This window comes from Rhodoferax sp. RT5P35 (genome assembly GCF_056521385.1).
The window spans coordinates 1-1,537 of sequence record NZ_JBWMAX010000099.1 but is presented as its reverse complement, the minus strand read 5'-3'; the positions used below and the strand labels follow the sequence as shown (position 1 = coordinate 1,537).

Genomic DNA, 1,537 nt, shown 5'->3' with positions numbered 1-1,537 from the left:
CGCCCACCCACCCCGGCCCCTAATGCCGGTAAGCCCTGCGGCCAACGCCGCACCTTGCGGGTCGCCTACATTCACCACCGCGGCCTACAGACCCGGCCAGCGGAACAGCTCGGCCTTGGCCTGCCAGTAGGCTTCGGTGCTGCCGTGGTAGTCCAGGTGGTCCTGGGTGAAATTGGTGAACACGGCCACGCGGATGCGGGTGCCGTCCAGGCGGCGCTCAACGATGCCGATGCTGGAGGCCTCGATGGCGCACGCGCCCAGGCCCAGGTCCACAAAGCCCCGGAACGCCTGCTGCAGGCGCACCGGGTCGGGGGTGGTCAGGCCGGTGCTCAGCACATCGGGCGGAATTCCAATGCCCAAAGTGCCCACTACCGCACAAGGATTAAGCGTGAGCAGCTCTGTTTTTGATAGCGCCTGGGCCAGCCACCAGGCGGTGGAGGTTTTGCCGTTGGTGCCGGTAATGGCCAACACATCCAGGCTTTCGCTGGGCTGCTGGCAGTAGGCGGCAGCGATGGGGCCGGTGGCGGCTTTCAGGCCGCTGTAGCTGGCAACGGCATCGCTGTCGAAGCCGAATGCCTCGGAGCCGACCTGCTCGACCAGGCAGGCAGCAGCCCCCTGGGCCAAGGCGGCCCGCACAAACTGGCGGCCATCGGCGGCGGCACCCGGCCAGGCGATAAAGCCGTCACCGGGCTGGATGGCGCGGCTGTCTACCTGCAGGCTGCCGTGCACCCGGCTCTGCAACCAGGCCACTGCTTCGGAGGGGGTATGGAGTTGCAACATCAAAACGACTCTTCCACGGACTGGGCGACCACCTGGGGCAGCACATCCAGATCGGGCTGCACGCCCATCATGCGCAGGGTTTGCTGCACCACTTCACTGAATACGGGTGCCGCCACCTGGCCACCGAAATACTGGCCCGCGCTGGGCTCGTCGACCATCACCGCCACGATGATGCGCGGCTTGCCGATGGGGGCCATACCGGTGAACCAGGAGCGGTATTTGTTGCTGGCGTAGCCCTTGCCCACCTGCTTGTGCGCCGTGCCCGACTTGCCGCCCACCGAATAGCCCACGGTCTGCGCCTTGGGGCCTGTGCCGCCGGGGCCTGCAGCCATTTGCAGCATCTTGCGGATGGCGGCCGCGTTCTGGGCCGAGAACACCTTTACGCCCACGGCCGGTTCATCGCTTTTAAGGATGGTGGCCGGAATGATTTCTCCGTCGTGCGCAAAGGCGGTGTAGGAGTGCGCCATCTGGAACAGCGATGCCGACAGCCCGTAGCCGTACGACATAGTGGCCTGCTCAATGGGCCGCCAGGTTTTCCAGGGCCGCAAGCGCCCAGACACCGCGCCCGGGAAGTTGATTTGCGGCTTCTGGCCAAAACCCACCGCCGTGAACGTGTCCCACATTTCGTGCGCGGACATGCGCTGGGCGATCTTGGTGGCACCCACGTTGCTGGACTTCTGGATCACGCCCTCGACCGTCAACAACCCGTAGTTGTGCGTGTCGGTGATGGTGGAGCCGGTGATGGTGAGGCGGCCCG

Annotated in this window: 1 protein-coding gene and 1 pseudogene; both read right to left on the bottom strand. The window is 65.8% G+C overall.

What is annotated here, in order from left to right:
- Positions 1-87: 87 nt before the first annotated feature.
- Positions 88-780, bottom strand: a pseudogene (locus AC097L_RS23955) (Mur ligase family protein); the annotation flags it as partial.
- The coding region (locus AC097L_RS23950) for a penicillin-binding transpeptidase domain-containing protein (RefSeq protein WP_479589233.1) at positions 780-1,537 on the bottom strand (758 nt) is incomplete at its 5' end. The pseudogene AC097L_RS23955 and the gene AC097L_RS23950, both read right to left, overlap by 1 nt.